At 61.0% G+C, this 20,423-nt stretch carries 24 protein-coding genes; 14 read left to right on the forward strand and 10 right to left on the reverse strand.

What is annotated here, in order from left to right; all coding sequences use genetic code 11:
* Positions 1-8 precede the first annotated feature (8 nt).
* Genes AWB74_RS33450 through AWB74_RS33465 form a run of 4 tightly spaced genes read left to right on the forward strand, consistent with a single transcriptional unit; the run spans position 9 to position 2,795 of the window.
* Positions 9-383, forward strand: coding sequence for a hypothetical protein (locus tag AWB74_RS33450; protein WP_061150899.1), 375 nt, complete (start codon positions 9-11; stop codon positions 381-383).
* Positions 376-906: a nuclear transport factor 2 family protein gene (locus AWB74_RS33455; RefSeq protein WP_407642500.1), complete on the forward strand. Its 531-nt coding sequence runs from the start codon at positions 376-378 to the stop codon at positions 904-906. The genes AWB74_RS33450 and AWB74_RS33455 overlap by 8 nt, the downstream gene beginning before the upstream one ends.
* Positions 903-2,039, forward strand: a complete 1,137-nt coding sequence (locus AWB74_RS33460; RefSeq protein ID WP_061150900.1) for an amidase — start codon at positions 903-905, stop codon at positions 2,037-2,039. Before AWB74_RS33455 ends, AWB74_RS33460 begins: the two co-directional genes overlap by 4 nt.
* A 12-nt stretch (positions 2,040-2,051) precedes the next feature.
* Positions 2,052-2,795: an SDR family NAD(P)-dependent oxidoreductase gene (locus AWB74_RS33465; RefSeq protein WP_061150901.1), complete on the forward strand. Its 744-nt coding sequence runs from the start codon at positions 2,052-2,054 to the stop codon at positions 2,793-2,795.
* 7 nt (positions 2,796-2,802) lie between these two features.
* Here AWB74_RS33465 and AWB74_RS33470 read toward each other — a convergent pair whose 3' ends face one another.
* Complete coding sequence (locus tag AWB74_RS33470) at positions 2,803-3,435, reverse strand: response regulator transcription factor (protein ID WP_061150902.1); 633 nt, start codon at positions 3,433-3,435, stop codon at positions 2,803-2,805.
* 228 nt (positions 3,436-3,663) lie between these two features.
* Between AWB74_RS33470 and hpaC the strand changes: the two genes are divergently transcribed.
* Together hpaC and AWB74_RS33480 are read left to right on the forward strand one after the other, a co-directional pair.
* Complete coding sequence (hpaC, locus tag AWB74_RS33475) at positions 3,664-4,200, forward strand: 4-hydroxyphenylacetate 3-monooxygenase, reductase component (protein WP_061150903.1); 537 nt, start codon at positions 3,664-3,666, stop codon at positions 4,198-4,200.
* Positions 4,201-4,341: 141 nt separating this feature from the next.
* Positions 4,342-4,797: a YybH family protein gene (locus AWB74_RS33480; protein WP_061150904.1), complete on the forward strand. Its 456-nt coding sequence runs from the start codon at positions 4,342-4,344 to the stop codon at positions 4,795-4,797.
* 21 nt (positions 4,798-4,818) lie between these two features.
* On the opposite strand, the gene uraD is transcribed toward AWB74_RS33480, so the two are convergent.
* Together uraD and AWB74_RS33490 are read right to left on the reverse strand one after the other, a co-directional pair.
* The gene (uraD, locus tag AWB74_RS33485) at positions 4,819-5,364 is read right to left on the reverse strand and encodes a 2-oxo-4-hydroxy-4-carboxy-5-ureidoimidazoline decarboxylase (RefSeq protein ID WP_061150905.1); all 546 of its coding nucleotides are present in this window, start codon (positions 5,362-5,364) and stop codon (positions 4,819-4,821) included.
* A gap of 128 nt (positions 5,365-5,492) precedes the next feature.
* Entirely contained in the window at positions 5,493-6,440 is a 948-nt protein-coding gene (locus AWB74_RS33490) for a LysR family transcriptional regulator (protein ID WP_061150906.1), read from the reverse strand.
* Between the two features lie 288 nt (positions 6,441-6,728).
* Between AWB74_RS33490 and AWB74_RS33495 the strand changes: the two genes are divergently transcribed.
* The 4 genes from AWB74_RS33495 to AWB74_RS33510 all read left to right on the forward strand — a co-directional run bounded on the left by AWB74_RS33495 (position 6,729) and on the right by AWB74_RS33510 (position 9,673).
* Positions 6,729-8,069: an MFS transporter gene (locus tag AWB74_RS33495; RefSeq protein ID WP_061150907.1), complete on the forward strand. Its 1,341-nt coding sequence runs from the start codon at positions 6,729-6,731 to the stop codon at positions 8,067-8,069.
* 1 nt (position 8,070) lies between these two features.
* Complete coding sequence (locus AWB74_RS33500; protein ID WP_061150908.1) at positions 8,071-8,595, forward strand: hydroxyisourate hydrolase; 525 nt, start codon at positions 8,071-8,073, stop codon at positions 8,593-8,595.
* A 38-nt stretch (positions 8,596-8,633) separates the two neighbouring features.
* Positions 8,634-8,972: a hydroxyisourate hydrolase gene (gene uraH / locus AWB74_RS33505; RefSeq protein WP_061150909.1), complete on the forward strand. Its 339-nt coding sequence runs from the start codon at positions 8,634-8,636 to the stop codon at positions 8,970-8,972.
* 191 nt (positions 8,973-9,163) lie between these two features.
* Positions 9,164-9,673 carry an H-NS family nucleoid-associated regulatory protein gene (locus tag AWB74_RS33510; protein WP_061150910.1) on the forward strand — a complete coding sequence of 170 codons (510 nt, stop codon included), beginning with the start codon at positions 9,164-9,166 and terminating at the stop codon, positions 9,671-9,673.
* Positions 9,674-9,741: 68 nt separating this feature from the next.
* Here AWB74_RS33510 and AWB74_RS33515 read toward each other — a convergent pair whose 3' ends face one another.
* The 5 genes from AWB74_RS33515 to AWB74_RS33535 form a co-directional block, all read right to left on the reverse strand.
* On the reverse strand, positions 9,742-10,143 hold the full coding sequence (locus AWB74_RS33515; protein ID WP_061150911.1) for a VOC family protein: 402 nt from the start codon (positions 10,141-10,143) through the stop codon (positions 9,742-9,744).
* Positions 10,144-10,337: 194 nt separating this feature from the next.
* Complete coding sequence (locus AWB74_RS33520) at positions 10,338-10,763, reverse strand: organic hydroperoxide resistance protein (RefSeq protein WP_061150912.1); 426 nt, start codon at positions 10,761-10,763, stop codon at positions 10,338-10,340.
* A 202-nt stretch (positions 10,764-10,965) separates the two neighbouring features.
* Positions 10,966-11,361: a hypothetical protein gene (locus AWB74_RS33525; RefSeq protein ID WP_061150936.1), complete on the reverse strand. Its 396-nt coding sequence runs from the start codon at positions 11,359-11,361 to the stop codon at positions 10,966-10,968.
* A 976-nt stretch (positions 11,362-12,337) separates the two neighbouring features.
* Positions 12,338-13,861, reverse strand: a complete 1,524-nt coding sequence (locus AWB74_RS33530) for a sensor histidine kinase (RefSeq protein ID WP_061150913.1) — start codon at positions 13,859-13,861, stop codon at positions 12,338-12,340.
* Positions 13,858-14,589: a response regulator transcription factor gene (locus AWB74_RS33535; RefSeq protein WP_061150914.1), complete on the reverse strand. Its 732-nt coding sequence runs from the start codon at positions 14,587-14,589 to the stop codon at positions 13,858-13,860. Before AWB74_RS33535 ends, AWB74_RS33530 begins: the two co-directional genes overlap by 4 nt.
* Before the next feature lie 186 nt (positions 14,590-14,775).
* Here AWB74_RS33535 and msrB point away from each other — a divergent pair, with 186 nt between their 5' ends.
* Genes msrB through msrA form a run of 3 tightly spaced genes read left to right on the forward strand, consistent with a single transcriptional unit; the run spans position 14,776 to position 17,872 of the window.
* Positions 14,776-15,291 carry a peptide-methionine (R)-S-oxide reductase MsrB gene (msrB, locus tag AWB74_RS33540; RefSeq protein ID WP_061150937.1) on the forward strand — a complete coding sequence of 172 codons (516 nt, stop codon included), beginning with the start codon at positions 14,776-14,778 and terminating at the stop codon, positions 15,289-15,291.
* A 40-nt stretch (positions 15,292-15,331) separates the two neighbouring features.
* Entirely contained in the window at positions 15,332-17,143 is a 1,812-nt protein-coding gene (locus tag AWB74_RS33545) for a cytochrome c biogenesis protein DipZ (RefSeq protein WP_061150915.1), read from the forward strand.
* Positions 17,144-17,158: 15 nt separating this feature from the next.
* Positions 17,159-17,872 (forward strand): peptide-methionine (S)-S-oxide reductase MsrA, encoded by a 714-nt coding sequence (msrA, locus tag AWB74_RS33550; RefSeq protein WP_061150916.1) that lies wholly within the window; start codon positions 17,159-17,161, stop codon positions 17,870-17,872.
* On the opposite strand, the gene AWB74_RS33555 is transcribed toward msrA, so the two are convergent.
* Entirely contained in the window at positions 17,836-18,963 is a 1,128-nt protein-coding gene (locus AWB74_RS33555; RefSeq protein WP_061150917.1) for an aminotransferase class I/II-fold pyridoxal phosphate-dependent enzyme, read from the reverse strand. The two genes, msrA and AWB74_RS33555, sit on opposite strands and share 37 nt — an antisense overlap.
* Positions 18,964-19,056: 93 nt before the next feature.
* Here AWB74_RS33555 and AWB74_RS33560 point away from each other — a divergent pair, with 93 nt between their 5' ends.
* A complete protein-coding gene (locus tag AWB74_RS33560) occupies positions 19,057-19,950 on the forward strand; it encodes a LysR family transcriptional regulator ArgP (protein WP_061150918.1) in 894 nt (297 codons plus the stop codon).
* Between the two features lie 3 nt (positions 19,951-19,953).
* On the opposite strand, the gene AWB74_RS33565 is transcribed toward AWB74_RS33560, so the two are convergent.
* On the reverse strand, positions 19,954-20,331 hold the full coding sequence (locus AWB74_RS33565) for a DUF427 domain-containing protein (RefSeq protein WP_061150919.1): 378 nt from the start codon (positions 20,329-20,331) through the stop codon (positions 19,954-19,956).
* Positions 20,332-20,423 lie beyond the last annotated feature (92 nt).

Here is a 20,423-nt window from a genome sequence, read left to right on the forward strand (position 1 = left end):
ATCCATTCATGACCGACAATCGAAGCCTTCCGTTGCGCGTGCTGTTCTGCTGCGGCGTCACGCAAAACTTTTTCGACTTGCCCCGCGAACAGATCGGCGAAGTATGGCAAGCCTACGGCAAGATGCTGGCCGCCATCGAGGCAATGGATAACGTGCGTGTGCTGGGCGTGATGGACGACGACCGGCTCGTCGTCGGCCAGTCCGATGGTGCGCCCTGGACCTTCTACATCATGGCTGATGTGGCCGATTTCGATACCGCCGTTGCCGTGTGCAATCTCTATCGCACGACGCCGGTCGGCGAATATAACTTGTGGCGCTATGGAAAGATCGAAGCGCGCGTCGGACGTGCGCTGACCGTACCGCCCGCAGTCAATCATGCATGACGCGATGACGCAAACCGCGGTCGATGCATTGCTGACGCGCATCGCAACGCTCGAAGCGCACAACGAAGTGCGCAAGACCATCGCGCGGTACATGGCATTGTGCGACGTGCCTTGCGCTCCGCTCGCGGGCGAATCGCTCGCTGCGCTCTTCACCGATGACGCAGTGTGGGAAGGCATCGGCGCGCACTATGCGCAGAAGTTCGGGCGATTGCAAGGCCCGGCGACGATCGTCGACATGCTGCAATGTTATCTGCCGCCTGCACCGCATTTCACCACCAACGTGCATTTCCTGACGTCGGAGCATATCGAGGTTCATGGCGATATCGCCAAAGGACGGTGGATCATGTTGCAGACGTCACGCTATGCCGATGCAAGCGCGGAACTGATCGCTGCAAGGCTCGAGATCGATTTCGCGCCATCCGTGCGCGGCGAAAATCATGCGTGGCTGATTCGGCATTTCCGTACCGAGCGTCTTTTCGACGCGCCGTGGCACATGAATCGGCACAAGGAGACAAAGGCATGAGCGCATTCATCAGTGAATTCGATCTACGCGCGCGTGGCGATGCCGATGGTCCGACCATCGCGATCAAGGACAGCATCGACATTGAAGGTTATCCGACGACAGCGGCAAGCCGCGCGCTCGCCGATGCGCCCGCCGCTACCGAACATGCAGAAGTCGTCCAGCGCCTGCTCGATGCAGGCTGGCGCATCAAGGGCAAGACCAATATGCACGAGCTCGCGTTCGGCATGACCGGGATCAACGACTTCACCGGCACGCCGGAGAATCCGCAAGACGCGACACGCATTCCCGGCGGATCGTCGAGCGGTTCGGCTTCCGCTGTCGGGCTCGGACTCGTCGATGCCGCGCTCGGCACCGATACCGGCGGCTCGGTTCGTGGCCCCGCTGCATGTTGCGGCGTGATCGGCTTGAAGCCGACATTCGGCCGCATATCGCGTCATGGCGTGGCGCCGCTGAAGACAACGCTCGATTGTGTCGGGCCGTTCACGCGTGACATGCGCGCTTTGATCGATGCGATGAATGCTATCGATCCATCATTCGATGCGGGCATCGCGCGGCGAGATGCATCGAAGATGCGTGTGGGCATTGTCCCGGTCGATGCGGACGCAAGCATTCGTAAAGCAGTCGATAACGCCGTGCGCCGCGCGGGGCTCGTATCGCGAGTAGTCGAACTCGAATCGATCGCCGATGCGTTCACTGCGGGTCTTGCGGTCATCAACGCAGAGACGTGGCAGGCGTTCGGTCATCTCGTCGATACGGGAAAGCTCGGCGCCGATCTCGTCGCACGTCTGCGCGTGGCGTCGAACACCACGGCCGCCGATCTTGATGCCGCAGAGAACGTGAGGCGCATCTTCACTGCTGCCGTCGATCGCGCGCTCGATGACGTCGACGTTATCGTGCTGCCCACGCTGCCCTCGTTTCCGATCACGCTGGAAGCCGCGCGTGCGGGCACTTCGGTGATTGCAATGTCGTCGTTGATCAGGCCATTCAATCTCAGCGGTCATCCTGCGTTGAGCCTGCCTGTTCAGGTCGAAGGTTCATCGCTTAAAGCAGGCTTGCAGATCGTCGGACGCAAAGGTGCGGATGAACACGTCTGCGCGGTCGCCGCGCATATCGAAGCGGCGCTCGCTCAATAAAGGAACCCGAACATGTCGAACAGAATTGCGCTCATTACCGGCGCTGCGCGCGGCCTTGGCGCGGTCGTCGCGCGCCGCTTTCATGCCGCGGGCTATAAGGTTGCATTGGCCGATATCGAAATGGAAGCCACACGATCGCTCGCACAAGCGCTGAGCGAAGATCAAAGCAGCGCATGGGCACTAAAACTCGACGTCACATCGAAAGCGGATTTCGAACACGCGCGCGACGCAGTGCATGAACGCTGGGGCCGTATCGATGTGCTCGTCAACAATGCAGGCGCTTCGAAGGTCGTGCCTGTAATGGAAATCACCGCCGAGCATTTCGATCAGGTTATCGACGTCAATTTGCGCAGCGTGCTCTTCGGCTGTCAGGTATTGGGACAGTATTTTGCCGATCGTGGCGCAGGCCGCATCGTCAATATCGCATCGCTCGCGGGTCAGAACGGTGGCTCCGCGACCGGCGCGCATTACGCGGCCGCGAAAGGCGGCGCGATCACGCTGACCAAGGTATTCGCGCGCGATCTCGCGGCCCGCGGCGTAACCGTGAATGCAATCTCGCCGGGTCCGCTCGACCTGCCTGTCGTGCACGAAAGCGTGCCCGCCGACAAGCTCGACAAGGTTATCGCGAGCATACCCGTCGGGCGTCTGGGATCGGCCGACTACATCGCCGATGTCGCCGTGCTGCTCGCGTCTCCCGATGCGTACTTCGCTAATGGCGCGTGCTGGGACGTCAACGGCGGCCTTTACATGCGTTAGCGCGGGCTCATGCGCGCTCGTCGTCGGTCGGGCTCCAGACTTCGAGCACGTCGCGCACGAGCGTGGCGATGGATGCCGCGCCGAGCTTGTCCTTGATGCTCGCGCGATGCACGTCGACGGTCTTCACGCTGATCGAAAGATCGGCGGCGATGCGCTTGCTCGCCTTGCCTTCGATCACGCCGCGCAGCACTTCCTTCTCGCGCGCGGTCAGCGATTCGACGCGCTCGCGTAGCTCGCGCTGCCGCTGATGCTTGGCATGGCGCTGCATCGCGAGTTTCATCGCCCGCTGCACGCGATCGAGCATTTGCTGCGAGTTGTAGGGTTTTTCGACGAAGTCGATCGCGCCATGCTGAAGCGCGCGCACGGACATCGGTATATCGCCATGACCGCTCACGAAGATGATCGGCAAGGTCGCGCCGCGGCGGTTGAGCTCGGCCTGCACATCGAAGCCGCTGGTTTCGGGCATGCGTACATCGAGCACGAGGCACGCCGGCCGGCTGACGTCGAAGGCACGCAGAAATTCCGCGGCATTCGCGAACCCTTCCGACTTCACGCCGACGGAATCGAGCAGCCATGCAAGCGAGGTGCGCATGCCGTTGTCGTCATCAACGATATAAACCACGGGAGCGGGAGAATTCATTGCGAAAGCAGTTCTTATGGAGCGGCCATCATAACCAGACGAAATCCGCCGGGAAAGTCGTTTCTTTACCCGAATTAGCCGCGATAGGTAAAAGCTTTAGTGCGCTCGGTAACGACGACGGGCAAGTCGGCTGATCGTGCCGATATGTTTTGTGCGGTTCAGCGCGTACGCTGGAATCACAACTTGATATACACAGACTTGAAAACGAAACGAACAGGAGACGCTGATATGTCCGCGATGCCCCGCCCCGAATATGCCGATATCGAACAGGTGCGCAAGCAGTTTCGCCAGGCCATGTCCCATCTTGGCGCCGCGGTGAACGTCATCACGACGGCGGGCACGCACGGACGCTGCGGCATTACCGCGAGCGCGGTGTGCTCGGTCACCGATGCGCCGCCCACGCTGCTCGTCTGCATCAACCGGTCGAGTGCGATGCATGCCGCCTTCGCCGGCAATCGCAAGGTGTGCGTGAACGTGTTGCCGGGACATCAGGAACAGATTGCGCGGCATTTCGCCGGGCTCACGCAATTGTCGATGGAAGAACGCTTCTCCTTGCCCTGCTGGAATGAAGGCGCGAACGGCGTGCCCGTCTTGCGCGACGCGCTGGCGAGTCTGGAAGGCACCATCGTCGAGGCAAAGGAAGTGGGCTCGCATTCGGTGATGTTCGTTCAGACCGACATGATCCGCGTGCGCGACGATGGCGATAGCCTGATCTATTTCGATCGCAACTTCCATCGCGTGCCGCGCACGTGCGCCGCGCAATGACGTCTTATCGCCATGTCTGCGTTAATTGATTACAGGAACCTCGCTTCCTATACTCCACGCGCAGACAGGCGATTGAAAGGAAAGCATTAGACACCGTCACGCATCGCCCGGGTCTGCACATTCGCCACTTGGAGAGTCGTGATGAACAAGATCTCGAGGCAATTGGGTGCATGCGTGCTGTTCGCGCTCGTCGCGTCGCCACCGGTTTTCGCGCAGGGCGACAAAGTTATCGACGATGCGAATTCGGCCTGGAATGCGGCTTTCAACAAGGGAGATGCCCGGGCGCTCGGCGCCTTGTACGACGAAAAAGCGGTCGTGTCGCCCGGGAATGGACAGACGGTGCAGGGGCGCGGCGATATCGAAAAGCTCTACAAAGGCTTTTTCGATGCAGGCTTTCGCGATCACACGATCGATGTCGTCAGTGCGAAACGCGTCGGCAATCTGATCTATCAGACCGCGAACTGGACTGCCGTTGCGGAGAAGGACGGCAAGAAAACGCCCTATAAGGGCGTCGTGCTCAAGGTGCTATCAAAGGGTTCCGACGGCAAGTGGCGAACGACCGCGCAGACGTGGAACGCGGCGCCGTCGCAGCCATGATCTTGCGGGCTTGAATGGAGATCAGATCCGCGAAATCTCGCACGAGTTCAGCGCCGAAAGACGCGCCTTCAACCGCGCGCGCGTGATCGCCGCAATCTGCGCCAGCGCCTCATCCAGTTCTTGCTGCGTGCTGCGACCGATGCGGCGTTCCAACGCGCTGAAAATGCCTTCGCGCGTGTAATGCCGCACGCAGATGATGAACGGAAACCCGTGACGCGCGAGATAACTTGCATTGAGGCGGTCCAGCGCGGCTTCCTGATCCGCCGCCATTGAGTCGAGTCCGGCGCTTTTCTGTTCGGCATCCGAATCCGCCGTCATCGTTCCCGAACGAATGTTCGCACCCGACAAGAGCGGATGTTGATTGAGGAACGCGCGCTGGGCGTCGGCGTCGAGATGGCGGATGACGTCCATCATCGCGTCATGCAGCGCCGCTTCGGATATGAACGGACGCGCGCTCCATGCGCCTTCCGCCGCTTGCGGAAAATGCTCGAACACACTTGCAAACGCGCCGACGAAGGCCGCGCGATCGAGTGCATTGACCGGCTCCAGATTGTTCGACTGTGACATGAACTGCTCTCCTATAAGGCACGCCGGATTCGCATGGCGTCGATGGCGATTCGTGCCGAGTATAGGAAGCGCGCGGGCGCGCGGCGAGACACCCGATCCTATTGACCGCATAACAGAACGCGATAGCGCTACGTGCGGTGCATGTCGCGCAGCGCGCGCAACTCTTGTGCAGCCGCCATGAGCATGCCGCGCAGCCACACGTGCGAGGCCGAACGATGCCGCGACGGATGCCATAGCTGATAAAAGCGCATGAACGGAAATTCGATCGGCGGATCGAGCACGGCGAGCGGCAAATGCTGCGCGTGATAGTTGGCGAAATGCCGGCCCGTCGTAAGGATAAGATCGGTTCCCGGAATCAGGCTCGGCGCGAGATTGAAGTAAGGGCAGCTCACGCGATTGTCGCGATGCACGCGCATGGTGCTGAGCCCGGTATCGACGACGCCGCGCTGATCGCGTGAATATGGCGTCGGCACGATATGCGCTGCGCCCAGATAATCTTCCGCACCGAACTTGCCCGCTTGCGCGTAGACGCTGTCGCGCGCGACGACACACACCACCTCGTCCTCCAACAGTACGGACAGATGCAAATGCTCCGGAGGATTGGGCCAGTTGCCGATGACGATATCCGGCGAGCCCTCCGAAAGCCCCTGCTCATAGTTGAACGACGCCGAGAGCGGCAGCGCGACGATGCGGGCATGCGGCGCCGCGCGCCTGAATTCGCGCACCACATGCGCGAAAAAAGGCGGCGCCAGATAGTCGGGCATGCCCACGGTAAAGCTTTGCTCGGTCGTAGCCGGATCGAAATGATCGTCCGATACGAGCAGGTTATCGAGCGCGCTCAATGCGGCCTGCGCGCTCTGCGCGAGTTGAATCGCGCGTTCGGTGGGCACCATCACGTTCTTTTCACGTGTGAGCAACGGATCGTTGAAGATCGCGCGCAGCCGCTTCAGCGCCGAGCTGATCGCCGGTTGCGACTGGTTCATACGAATCGCCGTGCGCGACACGCTGCGTTCGGCGATCAGCGTGCATAGCACGCGCAACAGATAAGTATCGAATGGATCGTCGGTGCGATTCATGATGAGTTCAGTGTCTGATGAGTTCGCGTGGCAGCGTCGATATTCTGACAGCCGGAATCGCCATAACCGCGTCAATGAAGCCGCGCTAGGGTAATCCATAAGGCCCGAAATGCGCCGCGACAAATCGCCTGAAGCCACGCTACATAAGGCTTTGCAACCCATATAGGTGTTGCTATGGGGCTTATTGGCCCGTCCCCCGTTCCCGTATTGGCGGCCGTTTCTATACTTGCTTCCAACCGGACGCACGGCCGTCACCGCGCGACGCAAACCGACAGGAAAGGAGACACCATGTCGCTCATCAAACAGGAGATGCCGGTATTCGCAAGCGAGGCGGAAAGCGCCGAAGCGAGCGTCTATCGCAAAGTCTCGTGGCGCTTGCTGCCGTTTCTCGGCGTGTTGTGGGTGCTCGCGTGGCTGGATCGCGTGAACATCGGCTTCGCCAAATTGCAGATGCTGGACTCGCTGCATTTCAGCGAAGCGGTGTATGGCCTCGGTGCGGGTATTTTCTTTATCGGCTACTTCCTGTTCGAAGTGCCGTCGAACATGCTGTTGCAGAAGATCGGCGCGAAAAAGACGATCATGCGCATCACGATCTGCTGGGGCATCATCTGCATGCTGCAAACGCATGTCACGACACCCACGCAGTTTTATGTCCTGCGGTTTCTGCTCGGCGCATTCGAAGCCGGTTTCTATCCCGGCGTGATTCTCTATCTCACGTACTGGTATCCGTCGCAACGGCGCGCACGTGCATTCGGCACATTCATGTCGGCATCGGCGATTGCCGGCGTGCTCGGCGGCCCGCTCGCCGGCTGGATCATGACCTCGATGAGCGGCGTGCACGGCATGTATGGCTGGCAATGGCTTTTCGTAATCGAAGGCATTCCTTCGGTGCTGGCCGGCATCTTCGCGTGGTTCTACATGACTGACAAGCCCGAGCAGGCGCGCTGGCTGTCCGACGCCGAAAAGCGCGTCGTGCTCGACGCCCTGCAACGCGATAACGCGGCGATGGGCGAACGCGGTCACGATTGGCGCTCGCTCTTCACCAACCGCAAGGTGTGGCTGCTCATCGCGATCTTCTTCTGCCTGCTGTGCGCGAATTCGACGCTGACTTTCTGGATTCCGACCGTCATCAAGGATGTGGGCATCAGCACGCCGATGGCCGTGGGCTGGATCGCGGCAGTCGCTTATCTGTGTGGCGCGGCCGGCATGATCATCAACGGCGCGCATTCCGACCGCAGCAACGAAGTGCGCTGGCACTTCAGCGGCGCGGCGATCATCGGCGGCGTGTCGATGGCGGCGCTCGCGATCCTGATGGGCTTCGACAAGCTGTCGCCGGTGATTGCATTGCTCGCCATGACGGTGTCCCTCGTCGGCACGATGAGCGCGATCCCCGTGTTCTGGCAATTGCCCAATCGCTATCTCGCGGGCAGCGCGGCAGCGGTCGGCGTGGCGCTCATCAATTCGGTGTCCAATCTCGCGGGTTTCGGTGCGCCTTACGCGATGGGGCTCATCAAGAATGCGACGGGCAAGGTCACGACCGGCCTTTATCTCGTCGCCGTGATCGAAGTTCTTGCTGCGGTGCTCGTCCTCATCGGCATTCGCAAGCTCGGCAACAAACAAGGGGCCTGACATGCGCGACAAAGACAATTCCCCTGCCTTCGATGTGAGCCGCCGTCGCTTCGCGCTGCAATCGGTGGCGCTGGGCGGCAGCATGTTGATGGCGAAGGCCGCACTCGCCGCCGATGCGCCAACGCCGCTCGCACCCAATCAGACGACCGGCCCGACGCAACAGGACGGTCTGAGCCCGCGACTTACCATGCACGCACTCGACACCTGGCACGGCACGCCCGGAGCCGGCATGCGCGTGGATCTGTTTGCCATCGAGGATGGCCAGTCGAAACTTCTGCGGACCATCACGCTTGCGGCGAGTGGCCGCAGCGAGCCACCGCTTCTGATCGACGATACCTATCGCGTCGGCACATATGAGTTGTTGCTGCACGCAGACGAATACTTCGCCGCGCGCAAGGCGAATCTGCCGCAGCCACTCTTTCTTTCGAAGATACCGCTGCGCTTTCGCATCACCGACGCCAGTCAACGCATTCACTTGCCGGTGTTGTTCGGGCCGTGGAGCTATAACTACTACCGCGGCAGTTGAGCAGAAGTCAAACGACAGGCGAGATCAGGAGACACATCATGGCCGCAGGCATCACCACGCATGTACTCGACGTCGCACTCGGCAAGCCCGCTGCCGGCATGCAGATCGAATTGTTCGACATCAGCACTCAACCGCCCACGCTGATCGCGCGCACGCGCACGAATCGCGATGGACGCACCGATTCACCCATCCTGCCGGCCGCGCAGGCGCGCGCGGGCGATTTCGAGTTGCGCTTCTGGGTCGCCGATTACTTCAAGACGCCCGATGTATTCGCCGATGTCGTGCCGGTGCGCTTCACGCTCGCCGATGCGGCTCAGCACTATCACGTGCCCTTGCTGTGTTCGCCGTGGAGCTTCGGAACCTATCGCGGCAGTTGAATCATTCGCGGTGGTCAAGGGAAGGATCGATGTGTTCATGGAGAGAGCTATTTATTGATTCGAAACTTCCCACGGGCAAGCCTCGCTTTAATGACTCTGCCCTTTCAATTGCAACTCATTTATACGATTAACCTCTAGCGTATCGTGCACGTGCATGGCATAGTGCAAATACAATCAATTAGAGGTTAGTCATGTCCACGCTCGAAAGTATTCAGGCACGTATCGAAGCACTTCAGGCGAAAGCCGATGCGCTCCTTGCAAAGGAATCGGAAGGCGCGCTGCAAAAGATTCATGAATTAATGTCGCGTCACGGATTGAGCATCTCGGACATCGAACGTTATTCGGGCACATCCAAAAAGGCAGGACGACCGGCCTCGATAAAGAAACAGAGCACGAAACAAAGCACGGTCGCTTATCAGGATCCCAAGACCGGGGCGACATGGAGCGGACGCGGGCGTGCGCCTGGCTGGATCGCCAACGCGAAGGACCGCACCAAGTTTGCGGTTGGCGCAAGCGAGTCGGGTACGAAAACCAAAGGCAAGGCGGGCGTCGCAGCCAAGCGCAAAAGAACCGGGCAACCGCGCGGTCCTCAACCCGCGCTTTATCGCGATCCGCAATCTGGCGCAACGTGGAGCGGGCGTGGCCGCGCGCCTGCGTGGCTCGCGTCTATCGAAGACCGCACGCCATTTCTGATCGGCTGATGGGAAATTAAAGACCGGCGGAGTGCGTTCGTCACTCCGCCGGTCTTATCGCAAACGCGTTGCCTGACCTAAACGCGTGGATCGTAATCGAATTCGATCCGAATGCCGCCCGGCTCATAAATCATCATATGGCGCTTGGGGCCGGCGCCTAACAGTTCTGGCGCAAATTCCACTTTCACACCCGGCCACGCCGACACGCGCTCGAGTATCGTCGCGAGTGCGGCTTCATCTGTTGCGCGCAACGCGAGATGATGAAGCCCGATATTCTTTCGCCTGTCGAACGCGACTGGCGCTGATTCGTCTTTCACCTGCCATAGCGTAACCAATAGCTTTCCGTCCGATACGAATACGGCCGGATACTCTGGCCGCTCACCGACGATCTTCCATTCGAGACATTCAACAAAGAAGTCTCGCGTCGATTCGAGGTTGCGCACGGTGAGACCAACGTGATCGATTCCAGCTGTCAGCATCGTTTCCTCCGGCCTTTCGGATAGGAAGCATCTCTTTCGCTTCCATCGGCATGCTAACCCACTTCGGTTTCAGCACTCGCGACAATGCGTCATCTCGTCACGCGCGAAGGGCGACAACAGGCTTCATAAATGCGAGAGAGGTAATCCGACGTTCGAGCGCCCCATGCACTGGGCGCTCGAATCGTCGAGCACGCTCAGGCGAGCGTCAATTTGACATCGATGTTATTGCGCGTCGCATTCGAATACGGGCACACGATGTGGGCCTTGTCGACCAATGCCTGCGCCTCGCTGCGTTCCATGCCCGGCAGCGATATCTTCAACTCCACTTCGATGCCGAAGCCATTCGGGATTTGACCAATGCCCACGCTGCCATCGACGGCGACATCTTTCGGCAGCGTGATCTTGTCGCGCGCCGCGACGAACTTGATCGCGCCGATAAAGCATGCGCTATAGCCCGCGGCGAAGAGTTGCTCGGGATTCGTGCCATCGCCGCCACCGCCGCCCAACTCTTTTGGCGTCGTCAGCCTCAGATCCAGATTGCTTTCGGGCACGGTCGCGCGGCCATCGCGTCCGCCGGTGACATGAGCATGCGCACGGTAAAGAACCTTTTCAATCGACATCGTGAGACTCCTGTGCGTTGTGTTGAGCGGCCTTCGTGGCGCAAGCATGCCGCCCGACTTCCGCTGACATGGATTCCCGAGGGGACGCCGTCCCGCAAGGGTCGGGTTCCACAACGAAGGATACTCAAGACGCGGTAAGCTCGCTGACGCGTGCTAGCAAAGGCTGCCTCGAAAAAACGAACGAAATGGACCGACGTCTGAATCACGCAGCCTGTCCCGCCCTTTCGTCCTCCACCATCCGTGCGTGCGCGTAGACACGATCGCGCTCTCGTGCGACGAGCGTGCGCTTGCCCGCGAGCGTCTGTCGATGATATTTCGGATCGCCCATCTGCAACACGTATTCGCCATGTCGATGACGCAGATAGCGCTGGAAAAACTCCGCGCCGGGCAAGCCGCTATCCAGCGCCATCAGCACGCCATAGTCGATGTTGTGCACATCGCCCAGTGTCTTGACCGCGGATTCGAGCGCCGCATAGCGCTGCGGCAGCGGCACGGTCTTGTCGCACAGCGCATGAAAGCGCTGATAAGCCAGCACGTGCCCGTGCAATGCGCAACGCCATAACGCCTTCGCAAGCCGTTGACTGAGTTCCGTTTCCACGTTCCCTCCCGCAAGGTACGCGCACGTATGCGCGCGACATCCCACCGTCATTCCGAAACGATGACGGTGACCGATTGCCTGGAAATCACTTGCAACGCCAAGAGATATCGCGTCTCGAGCCAGTGCGCGGATTGATTTGCGCGTCATGCCATAACTTGCTTCGCAAAAATGGCAACGTTCGATCAGATTACTTCGAAGATTCGGCTAAAGACGCTTCAATAGAACGACATGTTTTTATTACCCGCGTTGAACGAAACAGCGCAAATAGCCATGCACACGAAACGCATTGAGGATTATGCTTATCAGGTTTTCTGCGAAGCGACTGCGACCCGGTGCATCAGATAGCATGTTTTCCAGCGCGGCGACAGACGAGCAAAAACAAAGCGCGAGCGTTACGCGCTTCGATTACTTTTCGCCCCGAAGTACTTTGTTGATCCGGCGCCACGATGCGCGACCCTCGTAACCGAGGACGCTCGCGGCAGCATGCAACTCGATTACATGCTAGCAAACATATCGCGGGAAACCAAGGAAAGTTTCCTCATGGCGGAACGCCGAATGGTTTCACGCGGCTGTCATTCGGCATATTTTTCCCGCAGCAGCTTGACCTGAACGATTCATGCAAATTCGCGAAACCTTGAAAAACACGCGTCAAGGAAATGATTAACGCATGATGGTCAATACGCTAACAGAGCGCCGCGATTAGCCCTTCTCCCATCGATAGCGCGGCGCGACGTTTCGCGCGCCGCACTGCGGTTTAAGATTGGTTTAAGCATGGGAGACTAAAACGTGTCATGTGATGCAGGCAGCACAGCGGCTCGTGCCGTTTCGCTTCGCCTCGTTTCAAATCGGCTTTCGTTCCAACGTCCACGCGGATGGTCAAACCGGGCAACGCCACGACGCGCTTTCTCTACGCGCGACACGGCGCAGGCGATGATCATCCCATTCAGCCCGGCATATGTCTGCCGGGCTTTTTTTTTCAGCCGTGCGGTCCGCGTATTTGCGGCGCACCATTGCCCGTCTGGGTGACGGCAGCAGGCAGATCGAAGCGAAACGCCGTACCGGTACCCGCCGTATCGATCAGGCGAATCTGGCTGCCGTGCAATTGCAGCATGCGTTGCACGATCAGCAAGCCCAGGCCGCCGCGATGAGCGCCGCCCGATGCGAACGGCCGCTGAAAGAGCGCGTCGCGCATGTCGGGCGGGATGCCAGATCCTGTGTCGCTGACCGTGATCGTCACTCCCTCGGCAGGCTCGCCGGCCTGCGCGAGCGTCACGCGTACCGTGCCGTATGCGGGCGTATGACGGATCGCGTTGTCGAGCAGGTTGGTCAGCACGCGCTCGATCATGCCCAGGTCGGCCATCACGTTCGGCAAACGCGGCGCGATGTCCGCAACGAGCCGCACGCCGCGCGACTGTGCGGGCAACTCGAACTTCTCGAAGACGTCCTGCACCAGATCGGTGAGCGAAAACGGCTCGGATTCCGGTGCGACCATGCCGTGTTCGAGCTTCGCGAGTTCGAACAGCGACTGCGCGAGATGACCGACCTTCGCGCTCTGCGCGAGCGCGATCGACAGATAGCGGCGGCGGTCGGCATCGGCGAGCGTGTCGGACTTGAGCGATAGCGTCTCCAGATAACCATGCAGCGACGATAGCGGCGTGCGCAGATCGTGCGAGATGTTGGCCACCATTTCGCGACGTTCGCGATCCTGCCGCCCGAGCTCACGCCATTGCTCGCCGATGCGCTCCGCCATCTGCGCAAAGGCGCTTTCGAGTACCACGATCTCGTCGCGCTCATCGGCTTTGTCGATATGAAGCGCCGAAGACAAAGGCGGTTCGGCAGGCGCACCGCGTGCATCGAACTTGCGCATCGCGTCGGTCAGGCGGCGCAGCGGCCGCGTGACGAGCCCGAACGCGACAACGCCCGCGACGAGGCCGAGCAGCGTGACGAGACCCATCGACGCGAGCGTGGTCCGCAAAACCGCGCTCGCCGATGCCTTCGCCGCGAGCACGTCGTGCTCTTCGCCGAGCAGCACGACATAGACGTAACCGAATGGCGCTTTGCCCGGCGCGGCGAGCGGCGCGGCGCTGAAGACCTTGCGCGCGTCGTTGCTGCGCGGATCGTCGCCGGGAATCGGCAAGGGATCACCGTCGAGAAATCTGCGCACCGGCGCGAGATCGACGCGATCACGTTTCAGATGCCCCGGCGGTGCATCATCGGCGCGGATACGGCCCGTATCGTCGAGCAGATAGACTTCGACGCTCGGATTCACCACCATCAACTGGCTGAAAAGACGGCGCACGGCGGGCGCGTCGATATCCTTGGCATCGGCGAGCGCGCCATCACGCGCGATATGCGCCGCGAGTCCACGCGAAAGACTTTGAATGACTTCTTTCTCGCGCAGATCGCTCGCGCGAATCTGAAGCCATGCCGATGCACCGCAGCACGCGAGCAGCAGCACGCAGAACACTGCGAAGAGCCGTTGCGACAGCGTGAGCTTCACGGCGCAGCGTCCTTGTCATCGGGCGCATGTGCCGCGAGCTTATAGCCGTGGCCCCATACGGTGAGAATACGCTTCGGATCGGCGGCGTCTTTCTCCACTTTCGCGCGCAAACGGTTGATATGCGTATTCACCGTATGCTCATAACCTTCATGCCGATAACCCCATACCGCGTTGAGCAGATCCATGCGCGAGAACACTTTGCCGGGATGACGCGCGAAGTGATACAGCAAATCGAATTCGCGCGGTGTGAGTTCAATGCGCGCGCCATCGACCCACGCTTCGCGCGCGAGCGGATCGATCGCGATGCCCGCGACTTCGATACGCCCGGTATCGAGCCGTGAATCCTTCGCGACGGCATCGACGCGCCGCAGCAGCGCCTTCACGCGCGCGACGAGTTCGAGCACGGAGAATGGCTTGGCGAGATAGTCGTCCGCGCCGAGTTCGAGACCGAGTATGCGATGCACCTCACTCGAACGCGCACTCGTGATGATGATCGGCGTATAGCGTGTCATCGCCCGGGCGCGGCGGCAGATTTCGAGGCCATCGACGCCGGGCAGCATCAGATCGAGAATCAGCGCATCCCAGCCGCCTTGTTCGAGCAGGCGCAATCCTTCGGCGCCGTCGGCGCTATGCACGACTTCATAGCGCTCGTCGCGCAGATTGAGACTGAGCACTTCGGCGATATGAACGTCGTCTTCGACGATCAGAATGCGTTTCGGATGATCCATGAGCGAATGTCATCGACGGACGAGGAATCATGCGCGCCCCGTCCGCAAAACAAAAAACGGGCGTCTTTATCATTGTGCAGAAAAGCGCGTGGCCAAGTATCACATTTAATTTAACTTTCGGTGAGGACTCGGGGATGCGCGCGCGACTACGATGCGCTCAATCCACTCGACAACGAGGACCGCATCATGCAGACACGCCGCCGTTTTCTCCTGACGGGCACCGCCGCCGCAGCCGCCGCGTTTGCTTTCGGCGGCCGCCTGCGCGCGCTGGCGGCCGGCACGCAGACGCAAGCGCCATCGAAGGAAGGCTTCGAAGTCGTCCATACCGATGACGAATGGCGCCGCCTGCTCAATCCGGCGCAATTCGACGTGCTGCGCCGCGAAGGCACCGAGCGTCCTTATACGAGCCCGCTGAACGACGAGCATCGCGCGGGCACGTTCAGTTGCGCGGGCTGCAAGCTCGCCGTGTTCTCGTCGCAGACCAAGTTCGAAAGTCACACGGGCTGGCCGAGCTTCTGGGCGCCGCTCGATCATGCGGTCGGCACGCGTGTCGACGGTTCGTTCGGCATAACGCGCACCGAAGTGCATTGCCGGCGCTGCGGCGGTCATCTGGGTCATGTTTTCGACGATGGTCCCAAACCCACCGGCCTGCGCTACTGCATGAACGGCATCGCGATGAATTTCACGCCGGGCGCGGCCTGAAGCGCGCACGCATTCCCATCAACCTCGACACGACATCATCATGTTGCTCATCGTCCTTGCCTATCTCGGCGGCGCGCTGACGATTCTCAGTCCGTGCATCCTGCCAGTGCTTCCTTTCGTGTTTGCACGCGCGGATCAGCCGTTCGTGAAGAGCGGTCTGCCATTGCTCGCGGGCATGGGCCTGACCTTCGCCGCAGTCGCGACGCTCGCCGCTGTCGGCGGCGGCTGGGTCACGCAGGCGAATCAATACGGCCGCTGGGCGGCGATCGTATTGCTCGCGGTGTTCGGCCTCACATTGTTGCTGCCGAAGTTCGCCGATCGCGTGATGCATCCGCTCGTCAGCGCGGGAAATCGTCTCACCGCGTTCGCGCAACGCGGCGACGGCAAGCCAGGCATGGGCGGATCGTTCGTGCTCGGCATCGCGACGGGGCTTCTGTGGGCGCCGTGCGCGGGCCCGATCCTCGGCCTCGTGCTGACGGGCGCGGCGCTCAACGGCGCGAGCGTCGGCACGACGTTGTTGCTGATCGCCTATGCGGCCGGCGCGGCGACGTCGCTTGCGATTGCGCTGCTCATCGGCGGGCGCGTCTTCACTGCGATGAAACGCTCGCTGGGCGCGGGCGAATGGGTGCGGCGCGGCATCGGTGCGGCGATGCTCGCAGGTGTCGCCGCGATCGCGCTCGGGCTCGATACCGGCGTGCTCGCCCGCGTATCGACGGTCGCGACCTCCGGCATCGAGCAGCATCTCGTCGACAGGCTCTCGAATCGAAACGACGGCGCGATGATGATGTCCGCCAACACGCAGAAGCAAGCGCAAACCGATGCACCCGCGATGATGCGCGCCAGCACCGAACCGCCGAAAGCCGCGACGCTTCCGGTAGAAGGCGCGTTGCCCCCGCTCGATGGCGCCGTAGTGTGGCTCAACTCGCCGCCGCTCACGAAGGAAGCATTGCGCGGCAAGGTCGTGCTCATCGACGTGTGGACGTATTCGTGCATCAACTGCCTTCGCACGTTGCCGTATCTGAAGAGTTGGGCGCAGAAGTATCGCGATCAGGGGCTCGTCGTGATCGGCGTGCATGCGCCGGAGTTCGCATTCGAGCGTAACGTCGATAACGTCAAGCAGGCGGTTCACGATCTCGGCATCGACTATCCCGTCGCGATCGACAACAACTTTGCGATATGGCGTGCGCTGAACAATCAGTATTGGCCCGCGCACTATTTCATCGATGCACAAGGCAATATCCGTTATCACCATTTCGGTGAAGGCGATTACGCGCACTCCGAGCATGTGATTCAGGAACTGCTCGCCGAAGCGGGTCATGGGGCGGCGCCCGCCGTCGCGATGACCGCGCATGACGACAAGGCCATCGGCCAGGGCGCGATGATGCAGGCCGATAACGCGGACATGCGCTCACCGGAAACGTATATCGGTTATCAGCGCGCGGAGCAGTTCATGTCGCCGGGCGGCGCGACGCCCGATCGCCTTCACGACTATGCCGCGCCGAAATCGCTCGACGTCAACGACTGGGGCCTTGCGGGCGCATGGAAAGTCGGCGCAGAGCACGCGACGCTCGAAGGCGCGACGGGCCGCATCGTGTATCGCTTTCATGCGCGCGATCTGCATCTCGTGCTCGGGCCGTCGCAGGATGGCAAGCCCGTGCGCTTTCGCGTGAGTGTCGATGGCGCCGCGCCAGGCGCTTCGCATGGCAGCGACGTGAACGCCGATGGAAGTGGTACCGTGACCGGGCAACGCCTCTATCAGCTCGTGCGGCAAACGGGCCCCGTCGCGGATCGCACGTTCACGATCGAGTTTCTCGATCCTGGCGTCGAAGCCTACGCATTCACGTTCGGTTGAATCTGAGGAGCAGACATGTCGAAAATCACCAGCAGGACCTTCAAGGCCGCGAGCGTAGCCGTGCTGTTCGCGGGCGCGTTCGCACTACAGCGCGTCGCGCATTCGAGCGAGGAGGCCGTGAAGATTCCGCCGCCCGCGCGCGATGAAACCGCAGGCGCCGTGCATACGGAAACGGCCGTGTTCGCGGGCGGCTGTTTCTGGGGCGTGCAAGGCGTGTTTCAGCACGTGCGCGGCGTGAAGGAAGTGATGTCGGGCTATGCGGGCGGCGCGGCAAACACGGCGCAATACGATCGCGTCAGCGAAGGCGACACCGGTCACGCTGAATCGGTGCGCATCAGCTATGACCCGGCGCAGGTCACCTACGGCAAGCTCTTGCAGGTCTTCCTTTCGGTTGCGCACAATCCGACGCAACTGAACTATCAGGGCCCGGACCACGGCACGCAATACCGCTCCGCCGTGTTTCCGACGAACGCTACGCAACGCGAGATCGTCAACGCTTATATCGCGCAGCTCGACAAGGCGCATGTCTATGGCGGCAAGATCGTCACGAAGGTCGAGGATTACAAGGGTTTTTATCCGGCGGAAGGCTATCACCAGAACTATCTGACCGAGCATCCGGAAAGCCCGTATATCGCGATCAACGATCTGCCCAAGGTCGCAAACCTCAAGCAGATGTTTCCGGATGCATACCGTCAGGACGCGGTGCTCGTCGCGGTCGCATCCAAATAGGCGTCGAGGATCGAAAGCACATCGGGCATGTTGCGCCTGCCGAAGCCGAGACGCACATGCGCGTCGCCATGGTCGATCAACGTCGAAGGCAGCAGCAACACGCCCGTTCGTTCGAGCAGTTCCGCGCAGAACTGCTCGGCATGGCCGTGCGTGAGCCGCACGAAGCCGATCGTGCCCGCACGCGGACGATGCCACGTGAAGCGGTCCGCGTGACATGCGAAGAATTCGTCGAGCTGCAGCAGATTGGCGCGCACGATCGACACATTGCGTTCGATGAGCGCTTCGCTGTGACGCACCGCGATGGTCGAAAGATATTCGCTCGGGGCGCTATTGCTGATGGTGAGATAGTCCTTGAACGTGCTCATCCGCTCGATCACATGCGTGCTTTTCGACGCGATCCAGCCGAGGCGCAGGCCAGCGAGCCCGTGCGTCTTCGATAACGCGCCGAGCGAGATGGCGCGCTCGTAGACATCGCACGCGGCGGGCAGACGATCGGCGGGATCGTGCTCGAGCCCGCGATACACTTCGTCGCTGAAAAGCCATAGCCCATGCCTGCGTGCAAAGGCGACGATCGCATCGAACACGTCACGCGAAGGCAGATAGCCGGTCGGATTGTGCGGCGCGCAGATCACGAGTGCGCGCGTGGCGGGCGTGACGAGCGCTTCCAGTTCGTCAGGATCGAGCGCCCAGCCCGCATCCTCGCGCGCCTTCCAGGGCGACACCTTCACGCCCATCGCCTCCGCCACCGAATAGTGCGACTGATAGCCGGGCATATGCACGATGACGTGATCGCCCGGCGCGAGCATCGTGTTCATGAAGGAATAGATCGCTTCCTGCGCGCCCGTGTGCACGATGATGTCGTCCGCGTCGATGTTCGCATATAGCGACGCCAGCTCGCGCCGCAGCGCCGGCGCGCCCGGATACTCGGTATAGCCGAGCCAGGTCTCGCGCAAGCCGTCGAGCGCGTTCGGCTCGAGGGCGAGCAATTCGCCTATCGACATCGATTCGGGATCGGAGCTGCACAGCAGATGGCGCGCGGTGAATTCGTGCCGCGCGAAGTAACGTTCGAGCTTGAAGGGAGTCGGTTGCATGGTGCGCTTGATCGGGATCGAAGAAAGCCGTAGTCTGCATGTTCTACTGACATGCAGAAAGATAATCTTTCTAATCCGAATTAAGCAACGCTAATGCTCGATTATTCTCTCCTCGATGCGCTGCTAGCCGTGGTGCGCACCGGTTCCTTCGAACGCGCCGCGCGCGATCTCAACGTCACGCCCTCGGCCATATCGCAACGCGTAAAGCTGCTCGAAGAGCGCGTAGGCAGCCTGCTCGTCAAGCGCGGCCAGCCATGCGAGGCGACCGCGTCGGGCGCGCTCTTGTGCCGTCACACCGAACGCGTGCAATTGCTCGAAGCGGAACTCGGCGGACGCATGCCGGCTTTGCCAGGCACGCCGAGCGAGCGGCGCGCGAAGTTGCGCATCGCCGTCAACGACGACAGCATGAGCACCTGGTTCATCGATGCTGCCGCGGCGTTCTGCATCGAACGCGAACTGATGCTCGATCTCGTCGTGGATGATCAGGATCACACCGCGCAGCGCATTCGCGAAGGCGATGTGCAAGGCGCGATCACGACGCAGGCCGAGCCGGTTTCCGGCTGGCGCTCGATGAAGCTCGGACGCATGCGCTATCGCGCGGTATGCTCGCCCGCGTACTTCGAGCGTCATTTCGCGGACGGCCTGACACGCGACGCGCTGCGGCGCGCGCCGTGTGTGAATTTCAACGAGAAGGACGAATTGCAGAAGCGCTTCATCAAGCGCGTGTGCCGCGTGGATATCGAACCGCCCGCGCATGTCGTGCCGCACGGCGAAGGCTTCGTTCGTGCGTGCACGTCAGGGCTCGCGTGGGGCATGTGTCCGCAACGGCTCGTCGCGCGACAGCTCGAAAGCGGCGAACTCGTGGAAGTGCTGCCCGGCTCGCGTTTCGATGTGGATCTCTACTGGCAAAGCTGGCGTCTCGCGCTCGGCTGGCTCGACGATTTCAGCGCGATGCTGAAGCATCGCGCCAGATCGTTGCTCGACTAAGCGTTACGCGTCGCGCGTTTCGAATGAATCCACGCGATCGCGATAGAACGCGAGATGCTCCTTGATCTCGGCGACAGCATCGTACGGAGATTCATACGTCCACACTGCGTTGGCCGCTTTTTGTCCACCCGAAGGAATGCTGTAGTAGTTGCATTCGCCCTTGTAAGGGCAATACGTGGTGTGTGACGTGCGCTCCAGTTGCGACATGTCCACGTCCTTGCGCGGCACATAAAGCACCTCGGGATACGAGGCTTCGCGCAGTGAAAGCGCCTCGGTCGTATCGGCAATCACATGCCCGCCCGCTTTCACGATCACGCGCAGCGGACTGCGCCCGATCGTGATCGGATGGTCGGGACCGGGAATCTTGACGGCTTTATCCATGAGTGTCTTCCTGCGTTGAGCACGCAAAGCAAGTGGAAGAACCGATGGTAGCGCCGTCGCGCGAAACGCGCAGTTTACGCCCGGTCCGAATG

It is taken from the genome of Caballeronia arvi (genome assembly GCF_001544695.2).
Classification (GTDB): domain Bacteria; phylum Pseudomonadota; class Gammaproteobacteria; order Burkholderiales; family Burkholderiaceae; genus Caballeronia; species Caballeronia arvi.

What these genes read in the sequence shown, in the direction of transcription:
- AWB74_RS33545 (WP_061150915.1), top strand. Translation starts at nt 15,332, where the DNA reads ATGTTGCTCATCGTCCTTGCCTATCTCGGCGGCGCGCTGACGATTCTC.
- AWB74_RS33555 (WP_061150917.1), bottom strand. Translation starts at nt 18,963, where the DNA reads ATGCAACCGACTCCCTTCAAGCTCGAACGTTACTTCGCGCGGCACGAA.
- AWB74_RS33465 (WP_061150901.1), top strand. Translation starts at nt 2,052, where the DNA reads ATGTCGAACAGAATTGCGCTCATTACCGGCGCTGCGCGCGGCCTTGGC.
- AWB74_RS33480 (WP_061150904.1), top strand. Translation starts at nt 4,342, where the DNA reads ATGAACAAGATCTCGAGGCAATTGGGTGCATGCGTGCTGTTCGCGCTC.
- msrB (WP_061150937.1), top strand. Translation starts at nt 14,776, where the DNA reads ATGCAGACACGCCGCCGTTTTCTCCTGACGGGCACCGCCGCCGCAGCC.
- AWB74_RS33460 (WP_061150900.1), top strand. Translation starts at nt 903, where the DNA reads ATGAGCGCATTCATCAGTGAATTCGATCTACGCGCGCGTGGCGATGCC.
- AWB74_RS33490 (WP_061150906.1), bottom strand. Translation starts at nt 6,440, where the DNA reads ATGAATCGCACCGACGATCCATTCGATACTTATCTGTTGCGCGTGCTA.
- AWB74_RS33520 (WP_061150912.1), bottom strand. Translation starts at nt 10,763, where the DNA reads ATGTCGATTGAAAAGGTTCTTTACCGTGCGCATGCTCATGTCACCGGC.
- AWB74_RS33560 (WP_061150918.1), top strand. Translation starts at nt 19,057, where the DNA reads ATGCTCGATTATTCTCTCCTCGATGCGCTGCTAGCCGTGGTGCGCACC.
- AWB74_RS33565 (WP_061150919.1), bottom strand. Translation starts at nt 20,331, where the DNA reads ATGGATAAAGCCGTCAAGATTCCCGGTCCCGACCATCCGATCACGATC.
- AWB74_RS33495 (WP_061150907.1), top strand. Translation starts at nt 6,729, where the DNA reads ATGTCGCTCATCAAACAGGAGATGCCGGTATTCGCAAGCGAGGCGGAA.
- msrA (WP_061150916.1), top strand. Translation starts at nt 17,159, where the DNA reads ATGTCGAAAATCACCAGCAGGACCTTCAAGGCCGCGAGCGTAGCCGTG.
- AWB74_RS33515 (WP_061150911.1), bottom strand. Translation starts at nt 10,143, where the DNA reads ATGCTGACAGCTGGAATCGATCACGTTGGTCTCACCGTGCGCAACCTC.
- AWB74_RS33510 (WP_061150910.1), top strand. Translation starts at nt 9,164, where the DNA reads ATGTCCACGCTCGAAAGTATTCAGGCACGTATCGAAGCACTTCAGGCG.
- uraH (WP_061150909.1), top strand. Translation starts at nt 8,634, where the DNA reads ATGGCCGCAGGCATCACCACGCATGTACTCGACGTCGCACTCGGCAAG.
- AWB74_RS33455 (WP_407642500.1), top strand. Translation starts at nt 376, where the DNA reads ATGCATGACGCGATGACGCAAACCGCGGTCGATGCATTGCTGACGCGC.
- uraD (WP_061150905.1), bottom strand. Translation starts at nt 5,364, where the DNA reads ATGTCACAGTCGAACAATCTGGAGCCGGTCAATGCACTCGATCGCGCG.
- AWB74_RS33535 (WP_061150914.1), bottom strand. Translation starts at nt 14,589, where the DNA reads ATGGATCATCCGAAACGCATTCTGATCGTCGAAGACGACGTTCATATC.
- AWB74_RS33470 (WP_061150902.1), bottom strand. Translation starts at nt 3,435, where the DNA reads ATGAATTCTCCCGCTCCCGTGGTTTATATCGTTGATGACGACAACGGC.
- AWB74_RS33500 (WP_061150908.1), top strand. Translation starts at nt 8,071, where the DNA reads ATGCGCGACAAAGACAATTCCCCTGCCTTCGATGTGAGCCGCCGTCGC.
- hpaC (WP_061150903.1), top strand. Translation starts at nt 3,664, where the DNA reads ATGTCCGCGATGCCCCGCCCCGAATATGCCGATATCGAACAGGTGCGC.
- AWB74_RS33450 (WP_061150899.1), top strand. Translation starts at nt 9, where the DNA reads ATGACCGACAATCGAAGCCTTCCGTTGCGCGTGCTGTTCTGCTGCGGC.